Raw genomic sequence first — 19,022 nt, 5'->3', positions numbered from 1 at the left:
AGGGCGTGCGTAGATTCTATGTTACTGATCGTCGGTTCGATTATTGTTCTGGCCAGCGTGTTGACTGGCTATGTTCTCCACGGCGGCAATCTGATGGTGCTCTGGCAGCCGACCGAAGTGTTGATCATTTTCGGGGCGGCTCTGGGGTCGTTCATTATTGCCAATCCCATGCACACCCTGAAAGAGGTGTTTGGCAGGGGTATTCAGCTGCTCACAGGCTCGCCCTACAAAAAAGCGTTCTACATGGACCTCCTGAGCCTGCTTTATGAGATTTTCGATAAGTCCCGTAAACAGGGTGTGATGGCAATCGAGGAAGATATCGACAACCCCGAGTCCAGTCAGATTTTCAGTCGCTACCCGGCCATTATGAAATCCAAGGAATTGCTGGCCTTTATCACCGATTATCTGCGCATTATCAGCTCCGGCAATATGGCAACCCATGAGCTGGAAGGCATGATGGAGAACGAAATCGACAGTCGCCAACATGAGCTTGAGGAGCCTGCTCACGCGGTCAACAAGATTGCCGATGCGCTGCCCGGGCTCGGCATCGTCGCCGCTGTGCTTGGTATCGTGATTACCATGAACTTCCTCACCGAGGGGCCGGAAAAAATCGGTCTCAGTGTGGCTGCGGCCCTGGTGGGTACCTTCCTGGGCATCTTTATGGGGTATGGCTTCGTTGGTCCTGCGTCCATTGCCATGGAACACGCGGCAAAATACGAGCTGAAGGCCTACGAGTGCGTAAAATCGTCAATTGTCGCAACCGTATCCGGACAGGCACCCCAGATGGCCATCGAGTTTGGCCGGAAGGCATTGCCCACGGACAAACGCCCTGGATTCCAGGAGCTGAACGACCACGTTCGCTCCAAGTAAAAACGTCCTCATCTGAGCCCGGAGCCGATTCGTGGAAGAGCAACCGATCATCATCAAGCGGAAAAAGGTTGTTGCCGGTGGCCACCATGGTGGTTCCTGGAAAGTTGCGTTTGCCGATTTCGCAACCGCCATGATGGCGTTCTTCCTGGTACTCTGGTTAACGGCTACAGCGTCGCCTGAGCAGAAAAAAGCCGTAGAGGGCTATTTCCGGGATCCCGTTGGTTTCACAGAAGGGGGCTCGCCGAACCCCGTCGATCTTGAGGGCAGTGCATCGGTGGTCAACGAGGCAAGTCCGGATATCGAGTCCAGCCAGATCCAGATCGAAGACCAGGTGGTGGATGAGCTCTCCGAAACCCTCGAGCAGCGGCGTATGGAGGAGCTGTTTCAGGAATTGAAAGATCGCATCGAACAGAATGAAACCCTTCAGGAGTTCAAGGATCAACTACTGATCGATATCACCGACGAGGGCTTGCGAATCCAGATCGTCGACCGGTCGGGGCGTCCCATGTTCGACAGCGGCCGGGCAGAGCTGAAGTATTACTCCCAGGATATCCTGTTTGAGCTGGCCAAAACACTGGGCTCCGTGAACAACAAGCTCAGCATTACCGGGCACACCGACTCTACACCGTTCAATGGCCGGCCAGGCTACACCAACTGGGAGCTGTCAGCAGACCGGGCCAATACTGCCAGGAGAGCCCTCGTGGCCGGCGGTGTTCGCCAGCAGCAGATTGCCCGCGTTGTGGGCCTGAGCGATTCAGTGCTGTTCGACAAGGAAGATCCGAATGCGCCGGTCAATCGCCGCATCTCCATCATCGTCCTTAACAAGAAAACCGTCGACAACATCCAGAGCAGCGCCGGCCAGTCCGACGAGCCGCTGATCGATCTCACCCAGCCAACCGAAGAAGAGCAGGAGGCTGCCCGTGAACGCCTGGAGAGTGGGGAATGGCTGCAGGAGAAGGAAGAGCCTGCACCGGGTGAATTGAACTGGTAAAGCCGGATACCTCAGTCCAGCTTGAGCCCCCGGGCCTGTTGTTCCGCCATATCCTGAAGAATCCGGTGGAAGCTTTTCAGACGCTCTGGGCTGATTTTCCCTTCCTCTGCGGCCCTGTCGATGGCGCAACCCGGATCACCCATGTGCCGGCAGTTGCGGAACTTGCAGGTGCCAATCACCTCCCGGATTTCCCGGAAACCATATTCGATCTCCTGCGCCGTCATATGCCAGAGCCCGAATTCGCGAATGCCCGGCGAGTCAATCAGTTCGCCGCCCAGAGGCAGGTGGAACAGTTTCGCCGTGGTCGTAGTGTGGATTCCCTTGCCGGTACTTTCTGATACGGCCCCAACGCGAATGGCTTCATCTGGCATCAGGGTCTGGATAATCGAGGACTTGCCCACGCCGGATTGGCCAACAAACACACTGGTCTGATCCTTCACCAGCGCTTCAACCTCCGGCGACGGCTTATCTCCAGACTCCGCGGCAGACGTTCGCACCACCTCATAGCCCAGAGCCTCATACCGGCCCAAAAGCGCATTGATACTATCCCGGTTACTGTCGGTGATCAGATCTGTCTTGTTCAACAAAATCACCGCGGGAATATCCGTGATCTCCGACGCCACCAGGTACCGGTCAATCAGGTTATCGTGGGGTTCCGGCTCCGGAGCGATCACAAGAATAATGTGATCAATATTGGCTGCCACCGGCTTCAGCGCGCCAAAATTATCCGGCCGCTGCAGCAGATTGCGACGCTCACCCCGGGCAACAATAACCCCGGTCTCGTTCTTCCCCGGCCGCCAGACAACCTTGTCACCGGTCACCAGGCTATCGATGTTGGCCCGAACAAAACACCGAACCACGTTGCCGGCCAACTCGCCTTCAAGCGCTTCGACATCCAGCTGTTGCCCGTAGTGAGCAATGACCAACCCTTCCTGCTCCGGACCAAGCTCCCCGGCATCAGCCTGCTCCTGAACCTTCTTCTCCTTGCGCGCCGCCCGGGCCGCCCGCTCTTCCTGGACTTTCTTGATGCGGAATTGCTGCTGTTTGTTCAGTCGCCGTTTTGCCATGTAGATAGCTGATGCCAGTTTAGGTGTGCGTGAGGTGTTACATGATACGTTAATCGTCCACAATACACAGACAATTCAAGCCGGTGAAATCCCTGTATCGTTTCACCGAAGAAGGTTGTTTGAGGTAACTCCAATTTCGCAAGCGGGAGCGGGGACGTGGTTCCGGAAATGTCTGAGGCCAGGGATGGCCGAAGCCAAGCGCACAGGGATGTGCTTGTAGCGTTTTCCGGAACCACGTCCCCGCTCCCGCACACCCCAAATCTCGAAAGCTGGGAATGAAGAAAATGACAGAAGGCAATCGCCTGGTATGGATCGATCTGGAAATGACAGGCCTGGATCCGGAAAAAGAACGGATCATCGAAATGGCCACAATCATCACCGATTCAGAACTCAATATTGTGGCAGAAGGACCAGTTATCGCCGTCCATCAGCCACAATCCTTTCTGGACTCCATGGACGAATGGTGCACCCGAACCCACGGTGAAAGCGGCCTCACCAAGCGCGTTCAGGAAAGCGACATCTCCGAGTCTGAAGCCGAACAGCAGACCATCGAATTCCTGAAGAAGCACGTCGAAAAGGGCCAGTCACCCCTGTGCGGCAACAGTATTGGTCAGGATCGCCGATTCCTGGTCAAGTACATGCCCGAACTGGAAGACTTCTTCCACTACCGGAATCTCGACGTATCCACGGTCAAAGAACTTGCCCGCCGCTGGCGCCCGGATGTCCTGGCCGGGGTTAAAAAGAAAGGCAGCCACCTCGCCCTGGATGACATCCGGGACTCCATCAACGAGCTGCGCCATTACCGGGAACAGTTCTTCAAACTATAAACCGTGGCGTTTCAGTGCCCATTGGACATGCTCGCGGACCATCTCGGAAGGGTGGTCCGCGCGCTTTTTCAGGGCTTCAATCACCGGAATGGTGGAGGGCGCGTTACCCAGCCCCACAGCCAGGTTACGCAGCCAGCCCTCGTAGCCTGTTCGCCGAATCGCCGATCCCTCGGTGCGCTTCAGGAACTGCTCCTCCGTCCAGAGAAACAGCTCTGCCAGAGAACTGTTGTCCAACCCGTGTCTGGGCTGAAAATCCTTTTCCCCGGTTGGCTTGCTGAACTTCTGCCAGGGGCAGACCAACTGGCAATCGTCGCAGCCGAAAACCCGGTTACCCATCAGCGGGCGTAGCTCCTCGGGAATGCTCCCCTTGAGTTCAATGGTCAGATAGCTGATGCAGCGCCGGGCATCGAGCTTGTGGGGGCCGACAAAGGCGTCTGTCGGGCATAGATCGAGACAGGCCGAACAGCTGCCACAATGATCGGACTCAAAGGGCTCGTCGACGGGTAGGGGCGCGCTGGTAAAAATTTCTCCAAGGAAAAAGAAGGAACCGGCCTTCGGGTGGATCAGCATGTTGTTCTTGCCGATCCAGCCCAGGCCCGCCCTCTGCGCAAGGGCGCGCTCCAGCACCGGCGCGCTGTCCACGAACGCCCGGTAGTCGTATCCGCTGACGGCGTCATCAATCCTGGCTGCCAGCTGCGCGAGACGCTTGCGGATCAGTTTGTGGTAATCGCGCCCCAGTGCGTAACGAGTAACATAGGCGCCCTCCCGGTTAGTAAGCGCTTCTTTCGGGCTGTCCGGCGAAGGCAGATAGTCCATTCTCACAGAAATCACCCGAGTAGTACCCGGCACCAGGGAGGTGGGCGTGTAGCGCTTGTCACCATGATGGGCCATATAGTCCATTTCGCCCTGGTAACCCGCTGCCAGCCAGTCCTGCAAATGGGTTGCGTGCTCACCGGTATCCGCGGTGGTGATACCCACATCAGAGAACCCGAGCTCAGCCGCCCACTGGCGGATAAGCGCTGGCAGATCAGCGAGTTCCGGATATGTTCTGGTGCTCAATGATGTGGCGCTCATAGTCACGGCCGGTGCCAGAGTTCGTTCTCGAACCGGGGTACGCATAATTAATCTGATTAAGTTATGACCTTTTCCACTGTTTTGCTATGCTTTACAGGTATCTGGCCAATTTTCTTAAACCGGTTTCTGTAACGGGAGCAAAGGTTCATGCCGCCGTCCGTTGGGCACAGTCTACCAGACGCACTGTTTTCCGCCGACGCGGTGAGGCAGATTGATCGCTATGTGATTGATCAGCAGGGCGTTGATGGTTTTGAGCTGATGCAGTCTGCCGCCCATGCGGCTTTTCGCTGCCTGGTTCGCTACTGGCCCAAGTGTGGCTCGGTTCTGGTGCTGTGTGGTGCGGGTAACAACGGCGGTGACGGCTACCTGGTTGCAGCCAGCGCGAGGAGGCATGGCCTGGATGTCCGGTGTGTCGCCGTTGCGCCCACAGGCAAACTGTCCGGTGACGCACGAAAAGCCTGGCAAAAGGCACTGGCAGACGGCGTTGACGTGCTCGATCTGGAGGCACTCAGCGATTCATCACTGGATGATCTGTTTTCCGACGCAGGGCTCATTGTCGATGCGATGCTTGGTACTGGCGTTTCCGGTGCACCCCGGGAACCGTTTGCGTCGCTGATAGGCCGGTGCAACCAGGCGCCCGCGCCTGTGCTCGCAGTGGATCTGCCCTCCGGGCTTAATGCCTCTACCGGGGCAGCCGAAGGAGATGTTGTTAACGCAGCCATGACGGTCACCTTTATCGGGCTCAAGGCCGGCCTTTTTACCGGGCAGGGAGCGGCGGTCTGCGGCGAGGTAGTCTTTGAATCCCTGGATACTGCCGATGGTGTAGCTGGCAGCGGCCAGAAGCCGGTGGCCGCTCGTCGTGATTGGGACTCTGTGATGTCCTGGTTGCCGCCACGGCCTGCCAACGCCCACAAGGGGCGTTTCGGACATGTACTGGTGGTGGCTGGCGATCGGGGCTTCGGCGGCGCCGGACTGCTGGCGGCAGAGGCGGCTGCGCGTTCGGGGGCAGGGCTTGTCTCGCTGGCGACGCGCCCCGAGCATGTGACGGCAGCCCTGGCCCGATGTCCATCGGTAATGGTTCATGGATTGATTCATGGTTCTGAGCTACCGTCGCTGCTTGACGCAGCTTCGGTGGTCGTCTGCGGCCCCGGTATCGGGCGAAGCGCATGGGGGCAGCAGATGCTGGAGCAGGTCATTGCCAGTGGCAAGCCCAGGGTGCTGGACGCGGATGCCCTGAACCTGTTGTCCGGTCGGGTTGCCGTACCGGCGGACAACCATGTTTTGACGCCGCACCCGGGCGAGGCAGCCAGGCTGCTGAATTGCCTAGTGCCCGAGGTAGAAGCGGATAGAATGGCCGCCGCCAGAAAACTGCAGGCACTGTATGGCGGCACGATTCTCCTGAAAGGCGCAGGTACGGTTGTCGCTTCTGAAGGCGGCGCCCTTGATATTGTCAGTGGCAGCAACCCCGGCATGGCCACTGGCGGTATGGGAGATGTGCTCTCGGGGATTATCGGTGCCGTTCTGGGACAGATTGGCGATGGGCAAAAAGCCGCCGTGCTCGGAGCATCGGCCCACCTGGCAGCAGCGGACCGGGCCTCGCAAACCCATGGGTATATGGGTTTAATCCCTAACGATGTAATAGATGCACTGCCGTTGGTTTTTCGGGAGTCTGAAACTCACCCGGGGGCAAGAGATCTATGAGCATAATGGGCAATGAACGCCGGCTTTTCCTTGAGGGTGAGGCGGAAACCGAGCATCTTGGCCGTGAGCTGGCGAGAACCGTCGCAGAATCTGGCCACGGTGTGGTTATCTACCTGGATGGTGATCTTGGTATGGGTAAAACCACAATCAGCCGGGGTGTCATGCGCGGGCTTGGCCACCAGGGGGCCGTAAAAAGCCCGACCTACACGCTGGTGGAGCCCTATGAAACCCTGCAACCACCGACTTACCATTTTGATCTTTATCGCCTGGGCGATGCGGAAGAGCTGGAATATATGGGCATCCGGGATTATTTCTCCGGTGAAAATCTTTGTCTGATTGAGTGGCCGGAGCGTGGTAAAGGTATATTGCCCGAGCCGGATCTAGAGATTCATCTCGAGACCCGGGGCGAAGGGCGTTCTGTAGTGATCAGGGCCCGTTCAGAGTTGGGCGGCCAATTGCTGAACGAATTGGATGTGTTGGGTCCGGCGCGTTAGCGGCTCCGAAACCGGGAACAGACTGGCAGGTAAGCTGTATGAATTGTACAAAGCTGATTAAACAACTGATCTGGCCAATAGCGCTATTGCTTGCGACATTGGCGTTTCACGGTTCGGCTGCAACGCAGGTCGAGAGCGCCCGTATCTGGCCCGCGCCCGATCACACTCGCCTGGTTCTGGATACCGGCGGTCAGGTCGAGCACAACATCTTCTCCCTAAGCAGTCCGGCCCGGCTGGTTATCGATCTGAAAAATGCCAATCTGAAAACCGATTTCTCCGGCCTGGACCTTTCCGGCAGCCCGATCAAACGGATCCGGAGCGCGCCAAGGAACGGGACTGACTTGCGTGTAGTCCTGGATCTCAAGGCCGACATCAAGCCGCGGAGCTTTCAGCTGGAACCGAATCAGCAGTATGGCCACAGGCTGGTGGTCGATCTGATTGATGAAAGTGGCAGTCGGCTGGAAAAGGCGGCTACGCCGACCGTGACCCAGGATTCTTCCGGGAAGCGTGACATCATCGTGGTCATTGACGCCGGGCATGGCGGAGAGGACCCCGGCGCCATTGGTCCGAGAGGAACCCATGAAAAAGACGTGGTTCTGAAAATGGCGAAAACCCTGGCCAGCCTGATCAATGATCGGCCGGGATATACCGCCAAACTGACCAGGACAGGGGACTATTATATTGGTCTTCGCAATCGCACGATTCTGGCCAGAAAATACAATGCCGACCTTTTTGTATCGGTACACGCCGATGCGTTCCGGACGCCCCAGCCGAGGGGAGCTTCCGTGTTCGCTCTTTCCCAGCGTGGAGCTACCAGTGAGACTGCCCGATGGCTGGCTAACAGTGAGAACCGCTCCGATCTGATCGGTGGCGCCGGTGGATTGTCTCTGGATGGTCGGGACGACATGCTTGCCGGTGTTCTGTTGGACCTCTCGATGACGGCCAGCATCAACGCCAGTCTTGGCGTAGGCAGTTCCGTTCTTGGCAAACTGGGTGGCGTAGCGAAATTGCATAAGCCAGGCGTCGAGCAGGCTGCTTTTGCGGTGCTGAAGTCGCCGGATATCCCCTCCATTCTCGTGGAAGCCGGATTCATCTCGAACCCCCAGGAAGAGAAAAACCTGTCGACAGAGTGGTACCGCAACAAGCTGGCCGGCGCCATCATGAAGGGCATTGACGATTACTTCCAGAAAACGCCACCGCCGGGCACCCTTCTGGCGTGGCAGAAACAGAATCGCCAGGGCGGGAACAGCATCAGCCACTATCGCATACAGCGCGGCGATACGCTTTCCGGCGTGGCTCGGAAAAACCAGACGACCGTCAGCGAGCTGATGCAGTTTAACGACCTTCGGGACGACCGTGTTATGGTAGGGCAAACCATTCGTATTCCCGCGTCCTGATCAAGAGGTTTTTCCGTAACATGCCCCCCATTCGATTGCTGTCACCACGGCTCGCGAACCAGATTGCCGCGGGTGAAGTGGTGGAGCGACCCGCGTCTGTCGTCAAGGAACTGGTCGAAAATGCCCTGGATGCTGGTGCCAACCGGGTCGACGTTGAAGTTGAGCAGGGCGGCGTCAAGTTGATTCGCGTTCGGGATGACGGCAGCGGTATTGAGGAAGATGATCTGCCCCTTGCCCTCAGCCGCCATGCCACCAGTAAGATTGCCAGCCTGGATGATCTGGAGGCAGTCGCATCGCTTGGCTTTCGCGGAGAAGCGCTCGCCAGTATCAGTTCCGTCTCTCGGCTTACCCTGACTTCAAGAACCGAGTCCCAGGAAGCGGCCTCCCGGGTGGAAGTCGAAGGCCGGGAAATGGACGCGAGGATTTCGCCTGCAGCCCATCCCGTTGGAACGACGGTGGAAGTGCGGGATCTGTTTTTCAACACCCCGGCCCGTCGAAAATTCCTGCGTACCGAGAAGACCGAATTCAACCACGTTGAGGAGTGCGTGCGCCGCCAAGCGCTGAGCCGTTTCGATGCAGGCTTTACCCTGCGCCACAATCAGCGGGTTGTGCAAAGCCTCAGGCCAGCGGAATCGGCTCTGGATCGTGAGCGGCGTATTGGTGCCCTGTGCGGCCAGCAATTCATCGACAATGCCGTGGTAATTGATGCCGAAGCAACCGGTTTGCGGCTCTGGGGTTGGGTGGCTCTACCGACCTTTTCGCGTAGTCAGGCCGATCTACAGTACTTCTTTGTTAACGGTCGCGTTATCCGCGATCGCCTGGTGGCCCATGCCGTGCGCCAAGCCTACCGCGACGTGCTCTACAATAACCGGCATCCGGCGTTTGTGCTCTATCTTGAGGTGGATCCCGCCACTGTCGACGTGAACGTCCATCCGACCAAGCATGAGGTCCGGTTCCGTGATGGTCGCCTGGTCCACGATTTCATCTTCAGAACCCTGCATAAGGCGCTGGCCGATGTGCGGCCGGACGATCATTTTCGCGGTGCGGTGGCGCAGTCCTTTGGTCGCGAGGCATCGGCCCAAACCCAAGAGGGAGTTGCGGCAACCGGTGCTCCTGTAGAGGGGGGGTGGAACGGCCAGCCATCGGTACCGAATTACGGTTATCCGGGCGGCTCAGGTGCCGGATTTGGCGGGCAGCCCCAGCCGCAGCAGGAGTGGCGGGCCAGTGATCAGATGGCCTTTTACCAGTCCCTGAATGCCGGCGGGGGCAGCGAAGGGCAGCAGCCTGTATCCACCAGTGATAGCGTCGCCACGCCAATGCCCACACCGCCTGTTGACAGCGATCAGGAACCACCGCTTGGCTACGCCATTGCACAGTTGCATGGAATCTACATTCTTGCCCAGGGGCGCGCGGGGCTGATCGTGGTAGATATGCACGCCGCCCACGAGCGAATTACCTACGAGCGCATGAAGCGAGCACTCGCCGAGCAGGATCTGAAAAGCCAGCCATTGCTGGTGCCACTATCGCTGGCGGTCAGTCAGAAAGAGGCGGCCCTGACCGAGACCCACGGTGAAGAATTGCAGAAGCTTGGTTTGCAGATCGAGCGCATTGGCCCGGAGACTCTGGCGGTGAGGCAGGTACCCGCGCTGCTGCGTGGTGCGGATACCGAACAGTTGGTGCGTGATGTACTGGCGGATCTGATCGAGCATGGTCAGAGTGACCGGGTTGAAGCGGTGACTCACGAACTGCTTGGAACCATGGCGTGTCATGGATCCGTTCGTGCCAATCGGCAGCTCACCATTCCTGAAATGAATTCGCTGTTGAGGGATATGGAGGCGACCGAACGCAGCGGCCAGTGCAATCACGGTCGGCCGACATGGACGCTAGTGACCATGTCCGAACTGGACAAGCTATTTCTCCGGGGCCGCTGAGGTGTCGCTGCCCCCTGCCATTTTCCTGATGGGCCCCACGGCCTCGGGTAAGACCGATCTGGCCATGGCGCTTTGTGATCACCTGCCTTGTGAGATCATCAGCGTGGACTCTGCGATGATCTACCGGGGTATGGATATCGGGACGGCGAAACCGACCGCAGAAGAGCTTGCGCGGGCGCCCCACAGACTGGTCGATATCTGCGATCCGGCGGAAACATACTCAGCTGCGGATTTCCGCCGGGACGCGCTAGCTGCGATGGCAGAAATTACAGCAGCGGGACGGGTGCCGCTGCTTGTAGGCGGCACCATGATGTATTTCAAGGCGCTTCTCCATGGTATGTCGGGCCTGCCATCGGCAAGTCCCACCGTTCGACTTGCCCTGGAACAAGAGGCCGAAGAGCGTGGCTGGGAGGCCCTGCACGAGGAACTTCGGCGCAGCGATCCTGTCGCAGCTGAGCGCATTCACCCCAATAACCGGCAGCGCCTGATGCGGGCCCTGGAGGTACTGCGTCTTACCGGCAAGCCGATTTCCGAATTCTGGAAGGCCGAAACCGGTGCTGGCGAACAACCAACGGCCGCGGCGCAAGGCGGTGATATTGAGGATTACACCTATTTCACTCGCTGGCAGGCAGACGAAACATCTTTGCTTCCGTATACTGTTGTTCAGCTTGCCATGATGCCGCCGGAGCGGCGCGTGCTTCATGAGCGAATTCGCCTGCGTTTCCTGAAAATGCTGGATGCAGGCTTTCTTGACGAAGTGCGGGCACTGATGCTCAGGGAAGACTTGCACCCTGATCTCCCTTCCATGCGTTGTGTCGGATATCGTCAGGCCTGGAGTTATTTGTCCGGAGAAGACGATTACGAGACATTTGTCGGCAAGGGAGTGGCAGCAACACGCCAGCTCGCCAAGAGGCAGTTGACCTGGTTGCGCAAGTGGTCCGATGTGGAGTGGCTGGATAGCGACGACAAACTTATCGCTGAGTCAGCCTTGAAAAAAATCCGACTTCGCACCACATTTAAATTTTATAAATGACGATCTGCACTTACTAAAAACAGGAGAAAACACATGTCAAAAGGGCATTCGTTACAAGACCCTTACCTTAATGCACTGCGCAAGGAACGCATTCCGGTTTCCATCTTTCTGGTCAACGGTATCAAGCTACAGGGCCAGATCGAATCTTTCGACCAGTTCGTGATTTTGCTGAAAAATACTGTCAGCCAGATGGTCTACAAGCACGCTATTTCCACTGTGGTACCTGCACGTAATGTTCGCATTCCGCAGCAGGCTCCGGGAGGAGAGGGCGAGTCTGAAGACTGATACGCCCAATTCCCGATCTTGTCACCCGCGTTCCAGAAGATCCCGCCAGTCAAGGGATCTTGTGGCCGCGGGTGTTTGTTTTTATGTCACCCATAGTCTGATTGCCCGGAGTTGACGCCAATTGTTTGAACGTCCTGATGTCGGTGAGCGCGCAGTACTCGTCCACATCGATTTTACTGCCCACGATGGCACCGAAGACCCCGGTGAATTTCGGGAGCTTGTAACCTCCGCCGGTGTTGAGCCTGTTTGTACCGTCACGGGGTCCCGGAAGCAGCCCAGTCCCAGATTTTTCGTCGGTGAGGGCAAGCTGGAAGAAATTCGTGACGCGGTGGCGGCCAATGAGGCTGATGTTGTGTTGTTCAATCACGCCCTGAGTCCTCGCCAGGAACGCAACATTGAGCACGAGCTCAAGTGCCGTGTGCTGGACCGTACCGGTGTGATTCTCGATATCTTTGCCCAGCGGGCGCGGACACACGAGGGCAAGCTCCAGGTAGAACTTGCCCAGCTCGAACATATGTCCACGCGTCTGGTTCGGGGCTGGACCCACCTTGAGCGTCAGAAAGGGGGTATTGGTCTTCGCGGCCCCGGTGAGACCCAGCTGGAAACCGACCGCCGACTCTTGCGGGAGCGGATCAAGTCCATCCACAAGCGTCTGGAAAAGGTGCGTCGCCAGCGGAATCAGGGGCGAAGAGCCCGTGAGCGGGCTGACATTCCCACGGTGTCTCTGGTCGGTTATACCAACGCCGGCAAATCCACGCTATTCAACCGGATTACCACTTCGTCCGTATATGCTGCAGACCAGCTGTTTGCCACGCTCGATCCGACGTTGCGGCGGCTGGAACTTCCGGATATCGGGCCGGTCGTAATGGCGGACACCGTAGGCTTCATAAGGCATCTGCCGCACAAGCTGGTTGAGGCGTTCCGGGCGACGCTTGAAGAAACCACGCAGGCGACTTTGCTGTTACATATCATCGACTGCCACGATCCGCGCCGCGACGAGAATATTGAGCAGGTTGAAGAGGTTCTGGCGGAGATTGGTGCAGACGAGATTCCCATGCTGCAGGTGTTCAACAAGATTGATCTGCTGGAAAACTTCACACCGCGTGTCGAGCGAAATGAAGAGGGGATTCCAGTTCGGGCCTGGGTGTCCGCAGTAACCGGTGAGGGCCTGGACGGTCTGTTCGATGCGATCGTTGAGCGGGTAGCGGAAGATGTGGTCCATCACTTCGTCCTGCTTGGTCCTGCGGATGGCAAGTTGCGCGCACTGCTGCATGAAGCGGGTTCGGTGCTGAGTGAGGATTACCGTGATTCCGGCGACACCGTGGTTGAGGTGCGATTGCAGAATCGGGACTGGCAACAACTGCTCAGCCGGGCCGGCGTCAACGAAAAGTCAATCCGACTGGACGGTGGACACGCATGAAACCGCCCCGGCTATTGCCGGGGCGGAGATAAATCCCTAGTATTTGCAGCCATTCTATCTATAAGTCAGTAACGGAGAGCACTATGGCCTGGAACGAACCGGGTGGAAACCGTAACGACAATGACCCCTGGGGTACCGGTGGTGGTCGACGCGGCAATGATCAGGGGCCGCCAGACCTCGATGAGGCGCTGAAAAAAGGTCTCGACAAGCTCAACAAAATGCTGGGCGGCAAGGGTGGCAAGTCCGGCGGAAGCGGTGGCAGCGGCGGCGGAAGTGCCGGCGGCTTCGGGGCCATCCTCGCGCTGGCAGGAATCCTGGTAGTCGGCTACGTGATTTTCCAGTCGTTTTACACCGTGGACGAACAGGAAAGGGCGGTTGTGCTTCGTTTCGGTGAGTACCATCAGACCGCTAACCCTGGTCTGAGGTTCAAGGTTCCATTGATCGACAGTGTAACCAAGGTGCGTGTCACCAGTGTTCGAACTGCCGAGTCCAGTGGCCAGATGCTCACTCAGGACGAAAACCTGGTCACTGTGGATCTGCAAGTGCAGTATCGCGTAGGCGACGCAGAAGCCTATGTCCTGAACGTTCGAGATTCCAACCAGGCGCTGGCATTCGCGACCGATAGTGCCATCCGTCATGAGGTGGGCAGCTCCACCCTGGATGACGTGCTGACCGAAGGCCGTGCCGAATTGGCTGTTCGAGTAGAGCAAAGGCTTCAGACCTTTCTGAGAGAATATGGCACCGGTCTGGAGTTGGTGCGGGTGAACGTTGAAAGCACCCAGCCCCCCGCCCCGGTTCAGGATGCGTTCCGTGAAGTTCAGCGCGCCCGGGAAGACGAGCAGCGGGTCAAGGAAGAAGCTGAAACCTATCGCAACCGAGTCGTACCTGAGGCCCGTGGTGAGGCTCAGCGCATGATCGAAGAGGCTAATGCCTACAAGGAAGAAGTGATCGAGCGGGCTCGTGGTGAAACCGCCCGTTTCCTCGAGCTCCTGGCTGTGTATGAGATGGCTCCGACCGTGACTCGTGAACGTCTGTATCTGCAAACCGTTGAAGAAGTGTTGGCCAATAGCAGCAAGATCCTGGTCGACACAGAGAGCAGCGGCAACATGATGTACCTGCCGCTTGATCGTCTGACTCAAGGTTCTCTGCCGCGCACCGGTGGATCTTCTTCCGGTAGCAATCAAGGCAATGTGGATATCCAGACCCTGACTGATCAGGTTCTGCAGGAACTGCGAAGCAGGCAGGATACTACCGTTCGGAGGAGCAGATAATTATGGGACCTAAAGGTGTAGTGGGCCTTGCAGGCGCCCTTATTGTTGTCCTGCTGGTCTTGTCCAGTGTGTACATTATTCCGGAAACCCACCGGGGCGTTCTACTCCGGTTCGGTGAGCTGGTAGAGACTGACATTCAGGCAGGTATCCATTTCAAGGTTCCTGTCATCGATCAGGTTCGTGAATTCGATATCCGGGTTTTGACCATGGACCTGCCGTCCAGGCAGTACCTGACCGTGGAAAAGAAGCCATTGGATGTGGATTCCTACATCGCCTGGAAAATCCGGGATGTGGACCAGTTCTACCGAGCGACCGGCGGCGACGAGTTCCGTGCTCAGTCTCTGCTCGCATCCCGTGTGGACAATGGTCTGCGGGACGAATTTGGTATTCGCACCATGGTGGAAGTGGTGTCCGGCCAGCGCGATGAGCTGATGCATACCCTCCGGGATCGTGTAAACCAGACCGCGCAGAGCGAATTTGGCATCGAAGTCCTGGACATCCGGGTCAAGGCAATTGAATTCCCGGGGCAGGTGAGCGAAAACGTCTATCGTCGGATGGCGACTGAACGTGAAAAGCTGGCTCAGGAATTCCGTTCCCGGGGTCGCGAGCTGGCCGAGGGTATTCGGGCCGACGCGGATCGTCAGAGAACCGTTATTCTGGCGGAGGCCTTTGCCCAGTCGGAAGAAACCCGTGGTGAAGGCGATGGTGAGGCGGCCAGGATTTACGCCGATGCCTATGGCTCGAACGCGGACTTCTACAGCTTCTACCGGAGTCTTCAGGCTTATCGCAATACCTTCATGAGCAAGGATGACATCATGGTGATCGATTCCAACAGCGCGTTCATGAAGTTCCTTAACGACCCCCAGGGCGCCCAGTAAACCGGAGCCTGGCAGCAAAAACCGGAATACCTCCGTATTCCGGTTTTTTTGTGCCCGCCAACCGTGTAAAATTCTGCCGGTTTTGTGTCGGGCTTTTTAACGAGTGCCGCCTTAAATCCTGTGTGATCCCCCGCCGACTGCGCCGGAGCGGATATAACGGACAACGGAATCTCATGACAGTATCTGATCGCTGGTTACTGCCAGACGGGGTAGAGGATATTTTGCCCCCGCTGGCCGGACGGATCGAATCCCTGCGCCGGGATGTAATGGATACCTGCCAGCGCTGGGGTTATCAGTTGGTAATCCCACCGCTCATTGAATATCTCGAATCCCTGTTTACCGGAACCGGAAACGACCTGGAGCTTCAGACGTTCAAGCTCACCGACCAGTTGACCGGGCGCATGATGGGTGTTCGCGCTGATATGACGCCCCAGGCAGCGCGGATTGATGCCCACACCCTCGGCCAGGAAGGGATCACCCGTCTGTGCTATGCCGGGCACGTACTCCATACCCGTCCCCGGCATATGCTGACAGGTCGTACTCCTATCCAGGCCGGTTGCGAGCTATTCGGCAGTGCCTCGGAATCTGCGGACATGGAAGTGATCAGCCTGATGCTGGAGACTCTCCGGGTGGCGGGTTTGCCGCGAATTCACCTTGATCTGGCCCACGTGGCCATTTATGAGAGTCTGATCGGCGAAGCGGATTTTGACAGGGATACCGAGCGCGCCATTTTCGATGCCATGGCCCGCAAATCGGTCCCCGAGCTTGACGAACTGCTGGGGCAGTGTGCTGCAGGTTCAGCCGGGGCCCGCCTGCGCGAGCTTGCGCGCGTCAGTGGCGGCCCGGAGGCCTTGAATGAAGCCCGCCGGATCCTGCAGGGCGCCTCTGACAGCCTGGATGCCGCACTTGACCAGCTCGGGCGGGTGTCCGATATGTTGAGTCGGGATTATCCGGAGATCAGCTTCGGATTCGATTTCTGCGAGCTGCGTGGCTACAACTACCACACAGGGCTGGTGTTTGCGGCCTATGTGCCTGGCCATGGTGATTCCGTTGCCAAAGGCGGTCGCTACGATGCCATTGGCAGCGATTTTGGTCGGGCCCGCCCGGCAACCGGGTTCAGTCTCGATATACGGGCTCTCGTCGCTCTCGGAGAGCGGGTGGCACGAAAGGCGGGTGCTGTCTGGGCGCCGGCGGACGATGACCCCGCTCTTGAAGGCGTGATTTCCGGTCTGAGAATGACGGAGACCGTTGTCCGGGCTCTGCCCGAAGACGAGGGTGTTAATCCGACGACCAAAGGCTGTGATCGGGAGCTGGTGAAACAGAACGGCCAGTGGGTCGTGCAGAAGCTGGGCTGATGGCCCCGGGGCCTCGGTGAATTCATTTACAGGTAAACTTGCGAAACGCGTGTCCTTCGGGGCAGCCGCATTGAGAGAGAATCATGGGTAAAAACGTTGTTGTGCTGGGCACCCAATGGGGTGATGAAGGCAAGGGTAAGATTGTTGACCTGCTGACTGACAAGGTCGCAGCGGTTGTTCGCTTCCAGGGCGGGCACAACGCCGGACACACCCTGGTAATAGACGGCAAGAAAACAGCGCTTCACCTGATTCCTTCCGGTATTCTGCGGCAGCATGTTTACTGTCTTATCGGCAACGGTGTTGTCCTCTCCCCGGAAGCTCTGCTCAAAGAAGTACGAGAGCTTGAAGCCAACGATGTGGCGGTTCGCGATCGCCTGCGTATCAGCCTGGCGTGCCCGATCATACTGCGCACCCATGTCCGCATTGATCAGGCCCGGGAAAGGGCTCGTGGCGTCGACAAGATCGGTACCACGGGTCGCGGTATCGGCCCCGCTTATGAAGACAAGGTCTCCCGCCGCGGCCTGCGCCTGGGTGACCTGTGCAATCCCGCCGACTTCGAAACGAAGCTGCGCGAGATCATGTCTTACCACAACTTCATCCTGACCGAGTACTTCAAGGAAGAAGCCGAAGATATTGATGCGGCCCTGGAAGAACTGAAGCAGATGGGTGAGGAAATTCTGCCCATGGCGGCGGACGTGACCGACATGCTGCACGATTTCCGCAAGCGTGGAGAGAATATCCTCTTCGAGGGGGCCCAGGGCTCGCTGCTTGATATCGACCTGGGTACCTATCCGTACGTGACCTCGTCCAATACCACCGCCGGCGGCACCGCCACTGGCTCCGGTTTCGGTCCGCTGTTCCTCGACTATGTGCTGGGGATCACCAAGGCCTATACCACCCGTGTCGGTTCCGGCCCGTTCCCCACGGAGCTGTTTGACGACATGGGCAAACATCTGGCGGTGAAAGGCAACGAAGTGGGCACCACAACCGGTCGTGCCCGTCGCTGCGGTTGGTTCGATGCGGTGGCGATTCGCCACGCGATCCAGATCAACAGCGTCTCCGGCATCTGCCTGACCAAGCTCGACGTGCTGGACGGGCTGGAAACCGTGAAGGTCTGTGTTGGTTACAAGACTCCGAATGGCGAGATTTTCCGGCCGCCCATCGGCTGTGACAGTTACAAGGACATCGAGCCGGTTTACGAAGAGCTGCCCGGCTGGAGTGAGAGTACCGTTGGGCTGACCAGCGTCGACCAGTTGCCGGAGAATGCGAAGGCCTACATTCGGTTCCTGGAAGAGCAGATCGAAGCTCCGATCGACGTGATCTCCACGGGGCCGGACCGCATTGAAACCATCACGCTCCGTCATCCGTTTGGCGAGTAATCGCCGATGGATGAAGAAACCGCCCTGCCGAAAGGCACGGCGGTTTTTTTGTGCTCAGGGCTTCTCGGCAATCACGGTGGCACGAAGCGGCCCAGGGTAACCCTCCACGGTTTTTGACGGGTCGTTCGGATCCAGAAAGTCCTGCAGGGAATTAAAGCGCATCCAGTCGGTGCTGCGCTGTTCCTCGGTAGTGGTCTCGGTCACATCCACCACCCGGGCATTGCGGAAGCCGGTGCGGTCGAGCCAGCGCAGCAGTGTTTCGCAGCTGGGCAGGAACCAGACATTGCGCATCTGTCCGTAGCGATCCTTGGGCATCAGGCTGAAACCTTCAGGGCCCTCCACCACAAGTGTTTCCAGAACCAGCTCTCCACCCCGGCGCAGTGTTCCCTTGAGCTCCAGCAGATGATCCAGCGGCGAGCGACGATGATAAAGGACACCCATGGAAAAGGTGGTATCGAAGGTTTCAAGATCGGCTGGCAGATCCTCCATCCGGATCGGCAACAGATCGACGGCGACATCGCCCAGGTAGTCCTTGACGCTGAAGAACTGGAACATGAACAGCAGCCCCGGGTCTATGCCGATCACCCGGCCCGCGCCTTCGCCCAGCATGCGCCAGCAGTGGTACCCGGAGCCGCAGCCCACATCCAGTATGCGGCGACCGGAGAGGTCTGAAAGGTAGGGTGCGACCCGTTCCCACTTCCAGTCGGAGCGCCACTCGGTATCAATGTAGGTGCCGAAAAAATCGAAGGGGCCCTTGCGCCAGGGCATCAGGCCGCGCAGTCCCTGCTCCAGCTGTTCCTGCTGTGCCAGGGGCAGGGGCTCGGGGGCATTCAGGGTAATGGCAGTGCGGTTCAGCTGCGCCTCCACCTGCTCAATGTTGGGCAGGCGGTTCAGGGCGGCCTGCCAACGATCCAGATCGCCATGGGGGCGGTCCTCGAAACCGTGAACCAGCTGCTGTTGAAGCAAATTGGCCCAATGCTCCAGGCCGTCTTGTGCAAGTTCATTGATGATTGGCCCGAATCGGGCTTTCCAGTCAAAATCTGCCATGG

General features: G+C 58.1%; 17 protein-coding genes. 14 read left to right on the top strand and 3 right to left on the bottom strand.

Annotated features, from left to right (window positions below; translation table 11 throughout):
* Window positions 1–18 precede the first annotated feature (18 nt).
* On the top strand, window positions 19–870 hold the full coding sequence (gene motA / locus GJU83_RS03680) for a flagellar motor stator protein MotA (RefSeq protein WP_069183018.1): 852 nt from the start codon (window positions 19–21) through the stop codon (window positions 868–870).
* Window positions 871–901: 31 nt separating this feature from the next.
* Window positions 902–1,861 (top strand): flagellar motor protein MotB, encoded by a 960-nt coding sequence (motB, locus tag GJU83_RS03675; RefSeq protein WP_136631652.1) that lies wholly within the window; start codon window positions 902–904, stop codon window positions 1,859–1,861.
* A gap of 11 nt (window positions 1,862–1,872) precedes the next feature.
* Here the strand turns inward: motB and rsgA are convergent, their stop codons facing one another.
* Window positions 1,873–2,928 (bottom strand): small ribosomal subunit biogenesis GTPase RsgA, encoded by a 1,056-nt coding sequence (rsgA, locus tag GJU83_RS03670; protein WP_153633725.1) that lies wholly within the window; start codon window positions 2,926–2,928, stop codon window positions 1,873–1,875.
* Window positions 2,929–3,212: 284 nt separating this feature from the next.
* Between rsgA and orn the strand changes: the two genes are divergently transcribed.
* Window positions 3,213–3,755 carry an oligoribonuclease gene (gene orn, locus GJU83_RS03665; RefSeq protein WP_153633724.1) on the top strand — a complete coding sequence of 181 codons (543 nt, stop codon included), beginning with the start codon at window positions 3,213–3,215 and terminating at the stop codon, window positions 3,753–3,755.
* On the opposite strand, the gene queG is transcribed toward orn, so the two are convergent.
* Window positions 3,750–4,829, bottom strand: a complete 1,080-nt coding sequence (queG, locus tag GJU83_RS03660; protein ID WP_153633723.1) for a tRNA epoxyqueuosine(34) reductase QueG — start codon at window positions 4,827–4,829, stop codon at window positions 3,750–3,752. The genes orn and queG overlap by 6 nt on opposite strands.
* A gap of 147 nt (window positions 4,830–4,976) precedes the next feature.
* Here queG and GJU83_RS03655 point away from each other — a divergent pair, with 147 nt between their 5' ends.
* The 11 genes from GJU83_RS03655 to GJU83_RS03605 all read left to right on the top strand — a co-directional run bounded on the left by GJU83_RS03655 (window position 4,977) and on the right by GJU83_RS03605 (window position 17,973).
* Complete coding sequence (locus GJU83_RS03655) at window positions 4,977–6,530, top strand: NAD(P)H-hydrate dehydratase (RefSeq protein WP_153633722.1); 1,554 nt, start codon at window positions 4,977–4,979, stop codon at window positions 6,528–6,530.
* A complete protein-coding gene (gene tsaE, locus GJU83_RS03650; RefSeq protein ID WP_069183024.1) occupies window positions 6,527–7,024 on the top strand; it encodes a tRNA (adenosine(37)-N6)-threonylcarbamoyltransferase complex ATPase subunit type 1 TsaE in 498 nt (165 codons plus the stop codon). Before GJU83_RS03655 ends, tsaE begins: the two co-directional genes overlap by 4 nt.
* A 38-nt stretch (window positions 7,025–7,062) precedes the next feature.
* Window positions 7,063–8,421 carry an N-acetylmuramoyl-L-alanine amidase gene (locus GJU83_RS03645; protein WP_069183025.1) on the top strand — a complete coding sequence of 453 codons (1,359 nt, stop codon included), beginning with the start codon at window positions 7,063–7,065 and terminating at the stop codon, window positions 8,419–8,421.
* A 20-nt stretch (window positions 8,422–8,441) separates the two neighbouring features.
* Window positions 8,442–10,352: a DNA mismatch repair endonuclease MutL gene (gene mutL / locus GJU83_RS03640; RefSeq protein ID WP_153633721.1), complete on the top strand. Its 1,911-nt coding sequence runs from the start codon at window positions 8,442–8,444 to the stop codon at window positions 10,350–10,352.
* 28 nt (window positions 10,353–10,380) lie between these two features.
* Complete coding sequence (gene miaA / locus GJU83_RS03635) at window positions 10,381–11,385, top strand: tRNA (adenosine(37)-N6)-dimethylallyltransferase MiaA (RefSeq protein ID WP_217352222.1); 1,005 nt, start codon at window positions 10,381–10,383, stop codon at window positions 11,383–11,385.
* 33 nt (window positions 11,386–11,418) lie between these two features.
* Entirely contained in the window at window positions 11,419–11,670 is a 252-nt protein-coding gene (gene hfq, locus GJU83_RS03630; RefSeq protein ID WP_008170056.1) for an RNA chaperone Hfq, read from the top strand.
* Window positions 11,671–11,791: 121 nt separating this feature from the next.
* Entirely contained in the window at window positions 11,792–13,090 is a 1,299-nt protein-coding gene (gene hflX, locus GJU83_RS03625) for a ribosome rescue GTPase HflX (RefSeq protein WP_153633719.1), read from the top strand.
* An 83-nt stretch (window positions 13,091–13,173) separates the two neighbouring features.
* Window positions 13,174–14,361 (top strand): FtsH protease activity modulator HflK, encoded by a 1,188-nt coding sequence (gene hflK, locus GJU83_RS03620; protein ID WP_069183028.1) that lies wholly within the window; start codon window positions 13,174–13,176, stop codon window positions 14,359–14,361.
* Between the two features lie 2 nt (window positions 14,362–14,363).
* Entirely contained in the window at window positions 14,364–15,239 is an 876-nt protein-coding gene (gene hflC / locus GJU83_RS03615; protein ID WP_153633718.1) for a protease modulator HflC, read from the top strand.
* Window positions 15,240–15,412: 173 nt separating this feature from the next.
* A complete protein-coding gene (locus GJU83_RS03610; RefSeq protein WP_153633717.1) occupies window positions 15,413–16,594 on the top strand; it encodes an ATP phosphoribosyltransferase regulatory subunit in 1,182 nt (393 codons plus the stop codon).
* An 83-nt stretch (window positions 16,595–16,677) separates the two neighbouring features.
* A complete protein-coding gene (locus GJU83_RS03605; protein WP_069183031.1) occupies window positions 16,678–17,973 on the top strand; it encodes an adenylosuccinate synthase in 1,296 nt (431 codons plus the stop codon).
* Window positions 17,974–18,027: 54 nt separating this feature from the next.
* Here the strand turns inward: GJU83_RS03605 and cmoB are convergent, their stop codons facing one another.
* Window positions 18,028–19,020: a tRNA 5-methoxyuridine(34)/uridine 5-oxyacetic acid(34) synthase CmoB gene (cmoB, locus tag GJU83_RS03600; protein WP_174805006.1), complete on the bottom strand. Its 993-nt coding sequence runs from the start codon at window positions 19,018–19,020 to the stop codon at window positions 18,028–18,030.
* Window positions 19,021–19,022: the final 2 nt, after the last annotated feature.

The sequence above is a fragment of the Marinobacter salsuginis genome (assembly GCF_009617755.1).
Taxonomy (GTDB): domain Bacteria; phylum Pseudomonadota; class Gammaproteobacteria; order Pseudomonadales; family Oleiphilaceae; genus Marinobacter; species Marinobacter salsuginis.
The sequence above is the reverse complement of the archived record's forward strand: the minus strand, read 5'-3'. Positions and strand labels throughout refer to the sequence as shown.